This is a genomic window from Variovorax durovernensis, assembly GCF_977011995.1.
Genome location: NZ_CDRNCW010000001.1, coordinates 6562688 through 6577074, shown reverse-complemented (window position 1 = coordinate 6577074; position 14387 = coordinate 6562688). Strand labels below are relative to the sequence as shown.

Annotated in this window: 12 protein-coding genes; 11 read left to right on the top strand and 1 reads right to left on the bottom strand. The window is 63.6% G+C overall.

Annotated elements, in window-relative coordinates; genetic code table 11:
• Nucleotides 1-15 precede the first annotated feature (15 nt).
• The 5 genes from ACWV14_RS31225 (at nt 16) to ACWV14_RS31205 (ending at nt 5330) form a co-directional block, all read left to right on the top strand.
• On the top strand, nt 16-825 hold the full coding sequence (locus tag ACWV14_RS31225; RefSeq protein ID WP_422084402.1) for a Stp1/IreP family PP2C-type Ser/Thr phosphatase: 810 nt from the start codon (nt 16-18) through the stop codon (nt 823-825).
• 66 nt (nt 826-891) lie between these two features.
• Nucleotides 892-1542, top strand: a complete 651-nt coding sequence (locus ACWV14_RS31220; protein ID WP_422084403.1) for an FHA domain-containing protein — start codon at nt 892-894, stop codon at nt 1540-1542.
• A gap of 51 nt (nt 1543-1593) precedes the next feature.
• A complete protein-coding gene (locus tag ACWV14_RS31215; RefSeq protein ID WP_454905738.1) occupies nt 1594-3846 on the top strand; it encodes a CHASE2 domain-containing protein in 2253 nt (750 codons plus the stop codon).
• Nucleotides 3847-3875: 29 nt separating this feature from the next.
• Nucleotides 3876-4679 carry a 3',5'-cyclic-nucleotide phosphodiesterase gene (locus ACWV14_RS31210; RefSeq protein ID WP_454906140.1) on the top strand — a complete coding sequence of 268 codons (804 nt, stop codon included), beginning with the start codon at nt 3876-3878 and terminating at the stop codon, nt 4677-4679.
• Nucleotides 4680-4889: 210 nt separating this feature from the next.
• Nucleotides 4890-5330, top strand: coding sequence for a pilin (locus ACWV14_RS31205; RefSeq protein WP_454905736.1), 441 nt, complete (start codon nt 4890-4892; stop codon nt 5328-5330).
• Between the two features lie 130 nt (nt 5331-5460).
• Here ACWV14_RS31205 and ACWV14_RS31200 read toward each other — a convergent pair whose 3' ends face one another.
• Nucleotides 5461-5970 carry a hypothetical protein gene (locus ACWV14_RS31200; protein ID WP_454905734.1) on the bottom strand — a complete coding sequence of 170 codons (510 nt, stop codon included), beginning with the start codon at nt 5968-5970 and terminating at the stop codon, nt 5461-5463.
• A gap of 453 nt (nt 5971-6423) precedes the next feature.
• On the opposite strand from ACWV14_RS31200, the gene ACWV14_RS31195 reads away from it, so the two are divergent.
• Genes ACWV14_RS31195 through ACWV14_RS31170 form a run of 6 tightly spaced genes read left to right on the top strand, consistent with a single transcriptional unit; the run spans nt 6424 to nt 14379 of the window.
• Nucleotides 6424-6909 (top strand): GspH/FimT family pseudopilin, encoded by a 486-nt coding sequence (locus ACWV14_RS31195; protein WP_454906138.1) that lies wholly within the window; start codon nt 6424-6426, stop codon nt 6907-6909.
• 31 nt (nt 6910-6940) lie between these two features.
• Complete coding sequence (gene pilV, locus ACWV14_RS31190; protein WP_454905732.1) at nt 6941-7474, top strand: type IV pilus modification protein PilV; 534 nt, start codon at nt 6941-6943, stop codon at nt 7472-7474.
• Between the two features lie 4 nt (nt 7475-7478).
• A complete protein-coding gene (locus tag ACWV14_RS31185; protein ID WP_454905731.1) occupies nt 7479-8336 on the top strand; it encodes a PilW family protein in 858 nt (285 codons plus the stop codon).
• Nucleotides 8333-8902, top strand: a complete 570-nt coding sequence (locus ACWV14_RS31180) for a pilus assembly PilX family protein (protein ID WP_454905730.1) — start codon at nt 8333-8335, stop codon at nt 8900-8902. The genes ACWV14_RS31185 and ACWV14_RS31180 overlap by 4 nt, the downstream gene beginning before the upstream one ends.
• 15 nt (nt 8903-8917) lie before the next feature.
• Nucleotides 8918-13909, top strand: coding sequence for a pilus assembly protein (locus ACWV14_RS31175; protein ID WP_454905728.1), 4992 nt, complete (start codon nt 8918-8920; stop codon nt 13907-13909).
• Nucleotides 13882-14379, top strand: coding sequence for a type IV pilin protein (locus ACWV14_RS31170; RefSeq protein WP_454905726.1), 498 nt, complete (start codon nt 13882-13884; stop codon nt 14377-14379). The genes ACWV14_RS31175 and ACWV14_RS31170 overlap by 28 nt, the downstream gene beginning before the upstream one ends.
• The last annotated feature ends 8 nt before the right edge of the window (nt 14380-14387 follow it).

The following is a 14387-nucleotide window of genomic DNA, read 5'->3' as shown; positions in this document are numbered from 1 at the left end:
CTGCGCTGACAAACCATGGCGAGTGTCGGCGTCTCCCTGTTCTCTACTCGTCCACCGCTGACCTGGGAGTTCGCCGCCCTGACCGATGTCGGCAGGCTGCGCGCTCACAACGAAGACGCCGTACACGTGGATTCCGCGCTGGGGCTGGCCTTGTTGGCCGACGGCATGGGCGGCTACAAGGGCGGTGAGGTGGCGAGCGCCATGGCTGTCTCGCTGCTGCACGCCAGCTTCGGCCGCTGGTTCGCGCAGGCCGGCATGCAGGCACCAGCCCGCGTGGTGCGGCGTGCGCTGCAGGCTGCCACCGACGAGGCCAACGGCTCCATCCTGCACGCCGGCACCACCAACCCCGAGCTGCAGGGCATGGGAACGACGCTGGTGCTGGCAGCCTTTCGGCCGCAGCGCGTGGTGGTCGGGCACATCGGCGACTCGCGTTGCTACCGGGTGCGCAACAACAAGCTCGAACTGCTCACGCGCGACCATTCGTTGCGCCAGCAGCAGCTCGACGCGGGCGCCATCACCCCCGAGGAAGCGCTCAACTCGCCAACCCGCAACCTCGTGACCCGGGCGGTCGGCGTGGAGGCCCAAGTCTTGCTGGAAATGCATGAGCACAGCGCAAGGCCCGGCGATCTCTATATGCTTTGCTCCGACGGGCTGAGCGAGATGGTTTCGGATGCGCAGCTTTTCACGCTTCTAGGACACGATGTCGGGCTCCAGAAAAAAGCTTCACTTTTGGTTGCAATTGCCAACGAGAATGGTGGCAGGGACAATATTTCGGTTGTTCTGGCAAGGGCAGGCGTTGCGGAAACGCCTCGCGCAGCCAAGTAGCAGGCCTGAGCGGTACCCCACCGCTGCGCTTGCAGTCATTCAAGCTTTGCAATCGGGGAGTCGGCAATGCCGAAGATGATCATTTCGGTCGATGGCGTTGTCATCGGGCAAGTGGCGCTCGCCAAGGAACGCACGACGCTGGGACGTCGCGCCTACAACGACATCGTGATCGACAATCTGGCAGTCAGCGGCGAGCACGCCGTGCTGCACATGAGCGATGGCGACGTCGAAATTGAAGATCTCAACAGCACCAACGGCACCTACGTCAATGCGCTCGCCATCCAGAAGCAGGCGCTCAAGGACAACGACGTCATCGAGGTCGGAGGTTGCCGGATTCATTTCCGTGCCCGCAGCAACCTGGCCGTCGGCCCAGGTTCCGTGCGCAATCCTGTGGGCGAATATTCGCCCTCCACGCCGCTGTCTTCGGCACCCACGGAATCGGGCGCGCTCGTCGAGCTCGGCATTCCCGTGCTGCGGGTGCTGGCCGGCCCCAACGAAGGCCAGGACGTCGCGCTGCAGAAAGTCGTCACCACCATCGGCAAGCCCGGGGTTGCAGTGGCCGTCGTCACGCGTCGGCGGCAAGGCTACGTGGCAGCGGGCGTCGAAGGCAACGTCACGCTCAACGGCCTGCAACTGGGCACCGAGGCAGTCGCCCTGCAGGAGCGCGACGTACTCGAGCTCGGCGGCACCGCGCGCATGCAATTCGTGCGGGTCTGATTCTTTTCTCCCCAAGTTTCGTGGCGGCGTGAACCGCACGGACGGCGCGCTGTGAGCGTGTTCCGGCGGCATTGGCCACGCATCGTCATCAGCCTGCTGCCGGTGCTGCTGGCGCTGGCGCACGCCACCGGCGCCTGGCCGCTGAGCGCGCTCGAACGCCTCGACCGCCTGATCTACGACATCCGCCTGCGTGCGACCATGCCGCGAACGCTCGATCCGCGCGTGGTGATCGTCGATGTCGACGACGCCAGCCTCGCGCGCCAGGGGCAGTGGCCCTGGGCGCGCGACAAGATCGCCGGCCTCACCACTGAACTTCTGGGCCGCCAGCAGGCGGCTGTGCTGGGCTTCGACGTCATGTTCCTCGAGCCTGACCGGAGTTCCGGCCTCGAGAGGCTGCGGGCAATTGCGGCCGGCCCGCTTCGCGGCATGCAGGGGCTCGCCACCGAGATCGAGCGGCTCGCCCCCGCGCTGGACCACGACGCCACTCTTGCGAGGTCGCTGGAGGGCCGGCCGGTGGCGCTCGGCTACTACTTCACACGAACCGCCACGCCCAGCGCCAAGGGGCAATTGCCCGACGCGCCACTGCTGCCGGTCGACGCGTTTCCCGCCAGCGGCATCTACGCTTCCAGCTGGAACGGCTTCGGTGCCAGCCTGCCGGCGCTCGCCAAGGCCGCACCCACCGCGGGCTTCCTGAACACGCTGGTCGGCGCACAAGGCGACGGCGTGATCCGCAGCGTGCCCCTCATCGCCCGCTATCAAGGCGACCAGGCCCAGCCCGGTTACTTCGAGTCGCTTGCGCTCGCGGTCTACCGGCTGGCGAACGGCTTGCCGCCCGTGCGTCCGGCCTTCGCCCCTGGCGGCACCGTGCCGCGGCTCGAATCCCTGCGGATCGGCCAACTGCGCGTGCCGGTCGATCAGACCGCCAGCATGCAAGTGCCGTTTCGTGGCCCGGGCGGCGCGAGCGGCGGATCGTTCCGCTACATCCCGGCCGCCGACGTGCTCGAAGGCCGCCTCGGCCCCGGCGAGCTGAAAGGAAAGATCGTGCTCGTCGGCGCCACCGCGCCAGGCCTGCAGGACCTGCGCGCCACGCCCGTCGAGGCCGCCTTCCCGGGCGTGGAAGTGCACGCCAACGTCGTCTCCGGCCTGCTCGACCAGCGGCTGTTCAGCGTGCCGGACTATGCGCCGGGCTACGAAGTGCTGAGCGTGCTGGTGACGGGGCTGCTGCTGGCCTTCGGCCTGTCGCTGCTGTCGGCGCCGCGCGCGGTGCTGCTGGTCGCGGCAACCATCGCCGCGCTGGTCGGGCTCAATACCTGGCTCTTCGTCGGCCACGGCCTCGTGCTGCCGCTTGCGTCAGCCCTTGCCATGACGATGCTGGCGTTCGTGCTCAACATGAGCTGGGGCTACTTCGTCGAATCGCGCGCGCGGCGCGGGCTGGTGCGGCTCTTCGGCACCTATGTTCCGCCTCAGCTGGTCGACGAAATGCTGGTCCAGCCTGACCGCTACAGCATGCGCGCCGAAAGCAAGCAGATGACCGTGATGTTCTGCGACATGCGCGGCTTCACCCGCCTGTCGGAGCAGATGACGCCGGCGCAGCTCCAGGCCTTCCTCAACACCGTGTTCAGCCGGCTCACCGACGTGATCAGCGCGCACCGTGGCACCGTCGACAAATACATGGGCGACTGCGTCATGGCCTTCTGGGGCGCGCCCATCGATGCGCCCGACCACGCCGCACTGGCCGTGCACGCAGCGCTCGACATGGCCGATGCCGTGCGCGACATCAACGACGCCAACCGCGCCGGCGGCCGCCCGGAGATCAGCGTGGGCATAGGCATCAACAGCGGCGTCATGAGCGTGGGCGACATGGGCTCGACCGCGCGGCGCAGCTACACCGTCGTCGGCGACGCGGTCAATCTGGCGTCGCGCCTCGAGGGCCTGAGCGGCCACTACGGCGTGGAGATCGTCGCCAGCGGCACCACCCGCGAACTGGCGCCCGGCTACGTCTGGCAGGAACTCGACAGCGTGCGCGTCAAGGGCAAGGCGCAGGCCGTGGCCGTGTTCACGCCCCTGGCCGAGCGCACGCCCGAAGCCGAAAAACAAGCCCAGCAGATGCTTGAGCGCTGGGGCGACGTGCTCGCCGCCTACCGTCGCCAGGACTGGGCCGTGGGCCGGAACTTGCTGGCCCCCCTGCTCGCCGCAGATGCCAAAAAAGTCCTTTACCAGCTCTACGCCCAGCGTTTAGCCTCCATGGCGTTGCGACCCCAGGATCCGAACTGGGACGGCGCAACCCGGTTCGAAACCAAATGACGACGGACACACACAAGGGGTCTTTCACAATGCAGGTTCGTGTGCTGGGTTGCTCAGGCGCCATTGCCAAAGACTGCCGCACCACCTCGTTCCTGGTCGACACCGACCTGCTCGTCGATGCGGGAACCGGCGTCGGCGACCTCACGCTTGACGAAATGGCCGCCATCGACGACGTGGTTCTGACGCACTGCCACCTCGACCACATCGCCGCCTTGCCATTGATGCTCGACGCCGTCGGTAGCCGCCGCTCCAGGCCGCTGCGCGTGCATGCGCTGCGCGCCACCATCGAAGCGCTGCGGACGCACGTGTTCAACAACGTCATCTGGCCCGATTTCGAGAGCATCCCCAGCCTGGAAGCGCCGTTCGTGAGCTTTCACGACATCGAGGTGGGGCAGATGCTGCAGTTGGGCAGCTGTGCGCCCAAGTCGATCGAAGTGCTGCCGGCTGTGCATACCGTGCCGGCCTGCGGCTTTGCCGTGCGGCGGGCTTCCGGCGGGTCGAACTGGGTTTTCAGCGGCGACACCGAGCGCAACGCGCCGTTCTGGGACCGGGTAAACGCGCTGGATGTGGCGATGCTGGTAATAGAGACGGCCTTCAGCAACAGAGAGCAGGCACTGGCCGAGCGCAGCCTGCATTTGTCACCGGTGATGCTGGCGGATGAACTGGCGCGGATCGCCCCGGGGAAGCATTTTCCGATCTACATCACGCATACCAAGCCGGCGGAGACCGATGAGATCATGAGCCAGATCGAGGCGCTGGCGGAGCATCAGGTGGCGGGGGTGGCGCTGCGGGATATCAGGTGGTTGAAGGCGGATGGGGTGTTGACCTTTTGAGGTATCGGCGGCGCGTGCCGGCATGACATATTTGTCATTTCAGATGCATCTAGACACAAAATGTGTCGCACAGTGTTACACGTTGGTAAACAAAGGTGACGCGTTCGGTCGGCAGGAGGCTGGTTCGGTGGGTGGCACAGATGCTGCGGAAGTTCTCCCGCTCCGGGCAGGTTCCCGGGCGTAACAACCAACCAACCTGGAGTTAGTTCAATGAACCGTCGTACTCTCGCCCGCCGTGCACAGGCCGGCTTTACCCTTATCGAATTGATGATCGTTGTGGCGATCATTGGTATTCTGGCTGCTGTGGCTCTGCCGGCCTATCAGGATTACACCATCCGCGCTCGTGTCACCGAAGGTCTGAGTCTCGCGAACGCGGCAAAAGTCGCGGTCACTGAAACCACGCAAACCAACGGCGGCGTTCTCCCGGCGACCCAAGCTGCTACTGGCTACGTCAGCCCAGCAGCAACTGCGAACGTAACGAGCGTCGCAGTCGCAGATGCGACTGGCACGATCACCATTACATACACCGCAGTGGCTGGCAACGGCACCATCACTTTTGTCCCAACCGTGCAAGCTGGTGGCGAAATCACGTGGTCCTGCACTGGCGGCACTTTGGTTGCGAAGTATCGCCCGGCGAACTGCAGGGCCTAAGCCGATCGGCTTTACAGATACCGGCCGCCTTCGGGCGGCTTTTTTAATATTCGAAAGGTGTCAGGAAGCACTCTGATTTGAGTGTGTGTCGCCTTGATCGAATTTCTGATCTCCGGTGCAAAAAACGGGGTCAGATTCCAATTGAGGCGCGGCCATTCAGCGCAATACGCAACGATTGAATCGTGATGTCGGCCGCTTCGATGCGCCGCCCCAACTCCTCATTGACCAACCACACCAGGGCGCTGAATTCGGTACGCGTCGGATAGACCTCTTCCGTGTCGTTCACGTGGTGCGGAGCGATGAGTTTTTCGAGACACGTGTAGGCGCGTCGCACAACCTGCAGGTTGTCGATGTCGTCGCTTGCCTGTAGTGCGAGCGATTCGGCACCGGCAGTTTCAGAAGACTCAGGAAGTGAAAGAACGTGCGCAGGCGCGCGTGCGGATATAGCCAAGAACGACTTACAAGTGATTGCAGTTTTCAAAAACTGCCGTCCCGAGACCAATCTGGGAGGCAGCTCGACGGGTTGGTCTACCGGGCAACCACTTGCGTGAAACCGGCCGGGCTCGCGCTCGCCCGTCGAGCAGCCAAAACTGGAGGCACGAGCGATAAAGCCGCAGACCCTGCGGGGCGCGGCTTGCATCGCAGTGAGTGCACGGGATACCAATCCCGATCACGCCGTCTGTCGGCATAACCGCCGGGGTATAGCCATCCAGATGCTTTGTCGACCGCGAGAGGGCTTTGGCTGTTTCAGTCCAGAGCCGCGCGAAAGAGTTCGATTGTGTTCGAGGCGCTTGCAGCTGGTCGGCCTCCTGTGCTTCGCCACTGTATGGTCATCACAAAGATTGCTCGCCGAGCAGCCGACAGCGGCTCGATGGCTTTCGAGCCGACCTCAGGCGAGCCCAACTTGCTGGCTTCCCCGAGCGCTTCTCTGAAATCCGCTCCCGGCGTTCATAACTTCCGGAATTTCTGACAAGCGGTCATTTCCGAATGGCCGAGCGGTCCTTCGCTTTGGTAACAGTTGCGTTCACAAACATTACCATCGGAAACCTTCCTCCACTGATCTGATGCCAATGGGCCACGGGTGCGGCGATCAATGAAAAAATTAGCTTTGTCACCGCGAGCGCAGCACGGCTTCACTCTGATCGAGATGATGATCGTCGTCGCCTTGGTGGCCATCCTGGCGGCGCTGGCAGTGCCATCGTTCACAACGATGATCGCCAATCAGCGGGTGAGCTCCGCCGCGCAGGAGCTGCAAACCCTGCTCCAGCTTGCTCGTGCGGAAGGTGTCTACAAGCGCGCGCAAAGCACGGTCACCGCCTCGGCGCAGACGTGGCAAGCCAAGATCGGAACACAGGTGCTGCGCGAGGCCACGCTGGCGGATACGGTCACTGTCGAGCCCGGCTCCTCGGGCGGCGTGATTTTCGAGGTGACGGGCCAGGCCAAGCCTGCCTCCGGCGGCGGTACCTCGTACACGGTGTCCTTTTCAGGGACCAATGCATCACGCGTGCAGTGCCTCACCGTGACCGGCGCGGGCCTCGTGCGGCTGAAAAGCGCGGCAACCACGCAAGCCTGCTCATGAGGTCCGGCATTTCCGTCGCGGCTTTTCTTCCATGACTATCCCTCGCTCCACATCATCGTCCCGACAAGCGGGCATGAGCCTCATCGAGGTTCTCATGGCCGTTCTGCTCGTGAGCATCGGGTTGCTCGGTGCTGCAGGCATGCAGGTGCGTGCCATCCAGTACACATCCGATACCGAGCGGCGCCAGATGGCGTCGATGGTGGCCTCCGAATTGATGGAAACGATGCGCGGCGACACGCTCACCGTGCTGCAGGCCGCTGGCGTGCCCAAGACCGATCTCGGTGGCTACGCGAAAGCGAAGGGAACCGCGCTGGCGACCGTTACCGATAGCGACTGCAAGCCGCTGGCCGCGGCGCCCGCGAAGCGGCTGGGCTGCTGGGGCGCGCGCGCCAAGCAACTCATGCCCGACCTTGTCGATGACGTTCTCACCAATAACTTCGCCGTCGGCCTGGATGCGACGAGCGGGGTGATCTCGATCACGGTGGCCTGGCCGGTCAGCAAGGGCCAGTGCCTGGATGGATCCGACAATGACTATTGCTCCTACATATTGCGCTCGAGGCTCTGAACCCGTGTCGCGCGCTTGCTCCCCAACATGCGGCGGTATTGGTCGCCGCTTTCCGCTGGCAGCCGAACGGGGAATTTCGCTTGTGGAACTCATGGTGGCGATGGCCGTCGGCCTCATCGTTGTGCTGATTGCCGGCACGATTTATGTGAATGGCTTGCGCAACTTCAGCTTCCGCGCCGGCCAGAGCGAGAACCTCGGCAACAGCCGTTACGCGTTGGGAACGCTGGATAGCGAATTCACGAAAGCTGGTTACCGCCGGGACCCGACGCAGGCGATGGACGAAGCCTTTCCTGCCGACGCCGCCAAGCATCCCAACGATTGCCAATTCAGCGTGGGACAGGCCATCTATGCGGTAGACGCCACCACTTTGTGCATCCGCTACCAGGCGCGGGACAACAACGAGAAAGACTGCGCTGGTTCGGCTGCCGGCATCGCTGGCCTGAAGGCCTACGAAGCGCCGTCCGCCCCGGCACTGGGCGCGGGCATGTTCGTCGAAAAGTATCTGCTCGTGGACGGCAAGCTCGTATGTCGTGCAGGGAAACCCGTCGTGGACACGCAGGTGGCCGACGGGGTGCGTGGTGTGTTTTTCGAGTTCGGCGTTGGCAAGGGCACCGACTCGTTCGAGGAGCGACGCGTCGAAGAGTTCAAGACCAGCACGCCCGTGGCCGACGACGCCATCAGGTCCTTGCGTTACGCCATCCTGCTGGCGAGCTCGGCGGAAAAGATCACCGGAGGCATTGAATCCTCCGTATGCAGTCGCTGGGAAAGCGTCGGCGGTGCCAGCGCCGTTTGTGACACCAGCAAAGGTCAGCTTTACCAACTGGCGAGCGGCTCCCTCACGCTGAGAAACCTGATGCCATGAGCGCACGCCATATTTCGATTTCGTCCCTACGGTTGCGCCAGCGCGGCGCGGCGCTGTTCGTCGCCATGGTCATGATGCTGCTGGTGCTGGTACTGGCGGTGGTCGGCATGCGCACCGTCACCCTCGAATCGCGCATCGCCGGCAACATGCTCGAAAGCCAGAAGCAGCAGGAGACGGCGGACGGCGCGCTGCGCGAAGGCGAGCGCGTGATCCAGGCATACGGCATCGCGCTGTCCAAGTGCGTCGATGGCTCGACCAGCCCTGTCGATGCCGCCAAGAAGCCTTGCTACATCTCCGACGCACGCGCGGACGGGGTCCTGACTACCTCGTTCGGCGTCAAGGCCCAGGCCGGCGGCTTCGAAAATCCATACGGCTTCTGGTATCCGCGCTACATCTCCACCGTCTGCCCCAAGGGTTCGAGCGCCACTTCGGCGCTCGAAGCCGCAAGCACCGGCTGCACCGAGTTCTACGAACTCAACGCCCAGGCCACCGCCACGAATTCCGTCAAAGACTGCGGTCCGGATGCGTTCTGCCTGCGCTCCACGGTCAATCTGTTCATCAAATAGTCGAGGAGGGCTGCGATGGCTCGCTCCACACGTTCAAACCGCTCACCTTTTCGTCTCTTTCACACGGTCGGCTTGCTCGCGGCAGCGGCGGCCCTGCTGCTCGGCCAACATCTTGCGACCGCGCAAGACAGTGGAGACACTGCCCTGGCACAGACACCGCTGTTCGTGAGCGAGAGCAATCCGCCGCTGAACATGCTGGTGATGGGGCGCGACCACAAGCTCTACTACGAGGCCTACAACGACGCCTCCGACCTGAACGGAGACGGCGTGATCGACGTGGGCTACAAGCCCGACCAGATCGACTACTACGGCTACTTCAACAACAACGCCTGCTATGAGTACGCCAACGACAAGTTCTCGCCTGTCGCGGCCGCCACGGGTGCCAAGAAGAAGATCTGCGGCGGAACCCGCTGGAGCGGCGACTTCCTGAACTATCTCGCCACGTCGCGCATGGATGCCATACGCCGGGTGCTCTATGGCGGAACGCGGGTGACCGACACCACCAGCAGCACTGTCCTGCAGGCGGCCTACATGCCTCGCGACGCGCATGCCTGGGGCAAGGCCTACGATCCCGTGCGCGACGGCACCGTCTACAACATCAGCGACTATGCGCCGCTGACGCAGCCAGCGAGCGGTACCCGCCATCTCTTCGCAGTGACCACATTGGGCGAAAGCGGCGACAACGCGATCCCTCGGCTGCGAGTCCTCAATGACTCGAAGTTCCAGATCTGGGACTGGGTGTCCAAGGAAGGGACTGCCGGGCAGGACGTTTGTCTGGGCGGGGGGCAATGCGCGGCGGATGGCGGCACGACATTCGACATGCTGCCCAGCACCGTTTTCCGGAACCTGACCATCAAGACGTGGAAGAAGACGAACAACAGCACTGCGACGCCCACGAGTGCGTCGCAGATGATCACCTTCTTCACGTCGAACGGCATCAGCACCAACCTGTGCGGCACGAGCGCGATCAGCGTGATCGACACAACCGGCGGCAATAACAACCCGTTTGCTGGCACGAACAACTGCACCCAAGAAAACTACCTGACCGAGATCGTCGGCGAGATCAATATTCCGACCGCCGGGAAATACACATTCGCGGTCGACGGGGATGACGCCGTGGAGGCCACCATCGATGGCACCACCTGGGGCTGGTATGGCGGTCACGGCGCCGACCGCAGCCAGAACGGCCTGCAGAGCCACTCAAAGGACATCACCTTCGCGACTGCAGGCTGGAAGACGGTGAAATTCCGCCACGTCGAGGGAACGGGCGACGACAACTGGGGACTTGCGTTGAAGATTACGCGGCCAGCCAGCACCATCACGACCAACAAGATCAGGGTGGAGGCCTGCTCCAGTACCGACGCAGCCTTGCGTGAGGCCAGCTGCAAGTCCTACCCTAACAACGGTGGCACGGCCATCTACAAGCCTACCGGCTTGCTGCACGACTTCGGCGAGAACAACAAGATGTACTTCGGCCTGCTCTCGGGCTCGTACCAGAAGAACATCGCGGGCGGCATCCTGCGGCGCAACATGAGCAGCTTTGCTGAGGAAGTCGATCCGCAGACGGGCGTGTTCCAGACCAACGTCGCGGGCGTCGTCGCCAACATCGACCGCCTGCGCCTGATCGGCTTCAACGGCAGCCAGTACAACGATTGCGGCTGGATCACCGACGGCCCCATCAGCGGCAAGACCGATCCATCGATGTGCGCGATGTGGGGGAGCCCGGTGGGCGAGATGATGTTCGAGACGATGCGGTATTTCGGCGGTGCATCCGGTGCGCATAGCCAGTATGACTACGGCAGCGGCGCCAAGGACAGCGCGAATCCCCTGAATCTCTCGAAGCCCGACTGGGTGTCGCCCTATGCGGCAAAGACCGCTGGCGGCGGCGGCTACCAGCATTGCGCGCGCCCCGTGATGACCGTGCTCAGCGACATCAATCCGTCGTATGACACGAAGATGCCCGGCAGCCGCTACCAGTCCATCGCCGTCAACGCGGATGCCCTGGGCGGCTTCAATGTCGCCAACGAGGTGCAGGCCATCGGAGCGGCCGAGGGCATACACGGCAAGAATTTCTTCATCGGCCAGTCGAACTCGACCAACGCGAACGGCGCGCCGTCGGTGAAGACGGTCGACGATCTCTCGTGGGTGCGCGGACTGTCGCCGCAGGAGCCCAGCAAGGAAGGCAGCTATTACTCCGCAGGGGTATCGCGCTTTGCGGCCAACAATGCCGTCTTCGGCAATGCCAAGGGCAAGAACCGGCTGATGACCTATTCGGTGGCCATCGCCTCTCCGCTGCCGGAGATCCGTTTTCCGGTCGGAAACAACCGGTTCGTGACGATCTCCCCCTTTGCCAAGTCTGTGGCCGGCTACAGCATCGATCCCACGCGCTTCGTGCCGACCAATCAGATCGTGGACTACTACGTGGACCGCATCGCCAATACAGGCACTGCGGACAAGAACGCCAACATCAACGAAGGGCGTCCTTACGCGGAGTTCCGCATCAACTACGAGGACGTGGAGCAAGGTGCTGACCATGACATGGATGCGATCTCTCGCTATATCGTCTCGCTGCAGGCCAACGGCAGCGTGAAGGTCGACATGGTGTCCGAATACGCGGCCGGCAGCATCGGCCAGCACATGGGCTACGTGATCTCCGGCACCAATCAGGACGGCATGTATCTCGAGGTGCGCGACAAGGACACGGCCTCGGTGTACTACGCGCTGAACACGCCTCCTGGCCGTGCGCCGGGATACTGCGTGGGCCGATCCAACGATTCTGAATGCATCAATCTGCCGCTGTCGGCCAGCCGGACCTTCACGGCCAGCACCTCCGATTCTTCGGGCAGCTTTCTCAAGGACCCGCTTTGGTACGCCGCCAAGTACGGCATGCCTGGGCGCGATCCGGCGTCGGTCGTGGGCGATCCGGACAACTATTTCCTGGTCACCAACGCCACCACGCTGAAGGCGCAGATGACCAAGGCCTTCAACGACATCCTGCAGAACACCAACTCGGTGACTGCGGTGGCGGTGGATGTGCCCGGCGGCACTCTTGCAGCGGGCGCTGACGTCTATCGCACCCGCTTCGAGGCGGATGGCTGGGTCGGCGACGTGATCCGCGAAAGCCTGACCGATACCGGCACCACCGGCCTGAGCTATGTGCGCAAGTGGAGCGCGGCCGAGGTGCTGTCCAAGCGCACGACGACTCGAAACATTCTGTACGCTGGCGCCGGTACCACCACGCCGACCTTGCGCCCCTTCACCTTTACTGGCATCAACGGGCAGACAGCCGATGCGGCCTGGCTCACGGCGCTCAACAAGAATCCTGCGACCAACCAGGCGGATGCCAAGGCCGAGCAGCGCATCAGCTTCCTGCGCGGCGAGAACGACTCGTTCCGTGTCCGCAAGAGCCTGGCCAGCGGCAAGTCCAACATACTGGGTGACATCGTCAATTCCTCGCCGCTGCGCGTAAAGGGGGCGCTCTACCGGGCGGGCGCGGCCGACACCCTGGAGGGCACCGGCAGCAACTATGCAACCTTCGCTTCCAGCCAGGCGGGCAAGCCCGAGATGATCTACGTGGGCGCCAACGATGGGATGTTCCACGCCTTCCGTGCCGATACAGGAGACGAGTCGTTTGCCTTCGTTCCCACGGCGATGCGCAACAACCTGAACACGCTCACCGCGCCAGATTACGGCAAGAAGGACGGCACTCCCCATCGCTACTACGTGGACGGCACGCCTGTGGCTTCCGATGTGTACTTCGGCTCGGCGTGGCACAAGGTGCTGATCGGGAGCCTGGGCGCTGGCGGCAGGCAGGTGTTCGCGCTGGACGTCACGGACCCGGCTTCGCCTCAATTGCTGTGGGAGTTCGGTGCCGACACGGCCGCCGGTACCAACCTCAACATGGGCAATTCCCTGCCGCAGCCGACCATCGCCCGCCTCAATGATCCCGCAGATGGCAAGGGAAAATGGGTCGCATTGGTGCCTGGTGGGTACCAGGGCGGCAACAGCAGCTCAGGCGGTGGCGGTGCCAGCCTGTTTGTGGTGGACATTTCCAATGGCAGCGTGCTGCGCCGCTTCGACCTGGATGGCGGCATGACGGCTGCCGAGCTGACGGCTTCGCTGCCCCTGGGCAACGGGCTGTCGCGCTTGACCGCCGTGGACAACACCCGCGACGGCAAGGTGGACGTAGCCTACGCAGGTGACTTGGCAGGCAACATGTGGCGCTTCGACATGAGCAGCGGCGACATTTCGGCGTGGACAGTGCAAAAGTTCTTCACAGCCAAGGACGCCGATGGCAAACGCCAAGCTATCACGGCGGCGCCCTACGTGACGAAGCACCCCACCGGAAAGGGTGACCTGGTGATCTTCGCCACTGGCCGCCTGCTGACGGCCAGCGACAAGAGCAATCTGCAGCGGCAGACGGTGTACGGCGTCTGGGACCGCTACAGCGACGGCGGCGCAACCGCGCCCACGACATTGCCGACGGCGTCCAAGGTGCGCACGGACCTGCAGGGCCAGTCGTTCACGGAACTGGAAGCCGGCACGGGCAACTTCTCGCTGACGAACAACACGGTAGCTTGGTACAAGGCCAATGCCACCGGCAAGCAGGACAGCGATGTCGACAAATGGGGCTGGGTCGTGGACCTGCCGCGTAACGGCGAAAAGGTGATCTACGACATGACGCTGTACGGACGGGGGCTGTTCCTCTCGTCGGTGCGGACTTCCGAAGATCCCTGCGCGGCAGGCATGGGCGGCACGATCTATGGCATTGACCCCAACGGCGGCGGCCGCACCAACTATGTCGTGTTCGACATGAACGGCGATGGCGTCTTCAGCGCCGCGGATGCGGTGGCTGGTGGCCAGGTCAACGGTACGGAAACCGGTGCAGGCAAGCAGACAATCCGTGCTGAACGAGTGTTCGACCCCAGCGCGAATGCTGAACGCAGGGTCAATCATGGCTTGCAGTTCGGTCGCCAGAGTTGGCGCAAGCAACCGCCGAACAGTTGATGTCTCAGGCGAGCGGCATGTCTTTAAAGGAGAAACCAGTGCGCAATGCTGAAAAGGGCTTCACCCTGATCGAGCTGATGATCACCGTGGCCGTCATCGGCATCCTGGCTGCGATCGCCTACCCGTCTTACACGGAGTACGGGTTCCGGTCCCGGCGTGTGGAAGCGCAGAACTTGCTCAATGATGCCGCTGCGCGCCAGGAGCGGTGGAAGGCGCAGAACGGCAAGTACGCGGCGTCCGCAGATCTTGCCAAGCTGAAGCTGCCAAACGGCAATACCTCGGAGAACGGCTATTACACGCTGACCCTGACTCAGGCCAGCGATGGCAGCGACGGTGGATATGCATTCAAGGCCGCGCGTGCTGGCGTGCAGACCGCCGATCGCAAGTGTGGCGATTTCACGTTGGATGCCACGGGCAAGAAAGCCATGGCTGCGGATACGCCTGGTACTGTGGCGACTTGCTGGCGCTAGGCGTTCGG

What these genes read in the sequence shown, in the direction of transcription:
- ACWV14_RS31225 (WP_422084402.1), top strand. Translation starts at nt 16, where the DNA reads ATGGCGAGTGTCGGCGTCTCCCTGTTCTCTACTCGTCCACCGCTGACC.
- ACWV14_RS31220 (WP_422084403.1), top strand. Translation starts at nt 892, where the DNA reads ATGCCGAAGATGATCATTTCGGTCGATGGCGTTGTCATCGGGCAAGTG.
- ACWV14_RS31210 (WP_454906140.1), top strand. Translation starts at nt 3,876, where the DNA reads ATGCAGGTTCGTGTGCTGGGTTGCTCAGGCGCCATTGCCAAAGACTGC.
- ACWV14_RS31205 (WP_454905736.1), top strand. Translation starts at nt 4,890, where the DNA reads ATGAACCGTCGTACTCTCGCCCGCCGTGCACAGGCCGGCTTTACCCTT.
- ACWV14_RS31200 (WP_454905734.1), bottom strand. Translation starts at nt 5,970, where the DNA reads ATGCAAGCCGCGCCCCGCAGGGTCTGCGGCTTTATCGCTCGTGCCTCC.
- ACWV14_RS31195 (WP_454906138.1), top strand. Translation starts at nt 6,424, where the DNA reads ATGAAAAAATTAGCTTTGTCACCGCGAGCGCAGCACGGCTTCACTCTG.
- pilV (WP_454905732.1), top strand. Translation starts at nt 6,941, where the DNA reads ATGACTATCCCTCGCTCCACATCATCGTCCCGACAAGCGGGCATGAGC.
- ACWV14_RS31180 (WP_454905730.1), top strand. Translation starts at nt 8,333, where the DNA reads ATGAGCGCACGCCATATTTCGATTTCGTCCCTACGGTTGCGCCAGCGC.
- ACWV14_RS31175 (WP_454905728.1), top strand. Translation starts at nt 8,918, where the DNA reads ATGGCTCGCTCCACACGTTCAAACCGCTCACCTTTTCGTCTCTTTCAC.